2 protein-coding genes are annotated in these 1,629 nt (G+C 51.9%); both read right to left on the reverse strand.

Translation table 11 applies throughout. The annotated features are described in order from the left end of the window. Positions 1 to 190 precede the first annotated feature (190 nt). Positions 191 to 625: a hypothetical protein gene (locus ACOTZF_RS25165; protein ID WP_129253550.1), complete on the reverse strand. Its 435-nt coding sequence runs from the start codon at positions 623 to 625 to the stop codon at positions 191 to 193. Positions 626 to 714: 89 nt separating this feature from the next. Then, positions 715 to 1,629: type VI secretion system Vgr family protein (locus tag ACOTZF_RS25170; protein WP_421636238.1), on the reverse strand; the 915-nt coding region annotated here is incomplete at its 5' end.

Genomic DNA, 1,629 nt, shown 5'->3' on the forward strand with positions numbered 1-1,629 from the left:
ATACGCGCATCCGTGCCGAGCAGGGTCAGCGTCAGGGCGAACGACTCGGACATCGCCTCGCGGCCGGAGAGTTTCCAGAAGAGCAGCCCCTCGACGGGGAGCTGGACGGTAATTCGGTTGAGCATAATCGTTATTCCGTAAATGCAACATCTTAGTTTCAGCAGCCTCGATGCAGCGTTAATTGCAACGCTTACTTAAGCCACAAACCTGAAAACATAAGGACACACCCCAACGAGAGAAGGAGTTTGGCAAAGATAAACAGGGGCGGCGCTACGGTGTGTGTGACCCGGGAAATTTTTTCATAATTCGTAGCGTTGTATTTTTTATGTCCCACCATAACACCAGACAATATTGTGCATAGCAAAACGGCGGTAAATTTCATACCCCAGACGCACAGGAGAGACATAGATATGATGATGGAGTAATGTTTAGCCACCGCGACCGGAAATAATGAAAATGACTGAGCCAGCCATTTCAAAAGAAAACCAATGCCGACTGTAGAAAGCAGGACAAGTATCAGTATCAGACCCGTTTTGATCCATTGTTTCTTATTAAACAGGTTATTGTTATTCCAGATAAGTGCAAGTGTGAGGATCAAAAAGAAAAAAAAGAAAAACCAGTTCATTTCAATATGCCTCTTTTGCCCACCAACACATGCACCTCCCGTCGCCTTACGGTAACGGGATTGCCGGTTGTGTGGCAGGCTGAATATGCTTACTTATTGGCATTGAAAACAAAAAAACCATCCACTTCCTGCTGGATTGCCGTCTGGTGGGATGCCCCTGGCGCATCGATGGCATTGCTGCCATCAGCAGGGTTAAGATGCAATTCCCCGGAAAGCGTGTTTATTTGCGCACTCTGTTTAGCGGTAAAGTTAAAGTTATTGCCAATGATATTCACGCTCCCGTCTTTTGATAATTCAATGGCGCTTTCACCACACTCCAGCCTCAACGTATTGCCCGCTGAAATAATAAAGTTATTAACAACTTTATCGCTGCGGCTGTTGCCCGTCAGGCAAACCACATCCCCTTTAACCCCTGCCTTCTGATTTTTTGCCACCCGTAAGGTTTCATCCTCTCCCACATATTGGGTTCGATTTTTTTCCGTGGCATGCGATTCATCATTTTTGACGTTGATATCGAGATTGCGCTCGGCCTGGAGCCACACCTGTTCCGCACCCGCCTTGTCCTCAAACCGCAGGGCGTTGGCGTTATCCACGGAGCCATCTTTCGTGCGGCTCATAAAGCCCATCTGCGTCGCCGCCGCCGGCAGCGCCCACGGTGGCATGCTGGCATCGTTGTACACGCGCCCGGTGATAATAGGACGGTCCGGGTCACCGTTGATAAAGTCCACCACCACCTCATCGCCCACGCGCGGGATCTGCACCCCACCGTAACCCTGGCCCGCCCAGGCGCTCGACACGCGCACCCAGCAGGAGCTGGTGTCGTCCCCTTTTGCCAGACGGTCCCAGTGGAATTTCACCTTCACGCGGCCATATTTGTCCGTCCAGATGCTCTCTCCCTGGGGCCCGACAACCTTCGCCGTCTGCGGGCCGTAGGTACGCGGCCACGCCGTGGACTGCGCCGGACGGAACGACACCGACGCCGGGATAACCGTGAAATCGATACG

The sequence above is a fragment of the Enterobacter cloacae complex sp. SHL021 genome, from assembly GCF_049237765.1.
GTDB classification, from domain to species: domain Bacteria; phylum Pseudomonadota; class Gammaproteobacteria; order Enterobacterales; family Enterobacteriaceae; genus Enterobacter; species Enterobacter cloacae.

Coding starts and splice junctions, on each gene's coding strand:
- ACOTZF_RS25165 (WP_129253550.1), bottom strand. CDS start 625: ATGAACTGGTTTTTCTTTTTTTTCTTTTTGATCCTCACACTTGCACTT.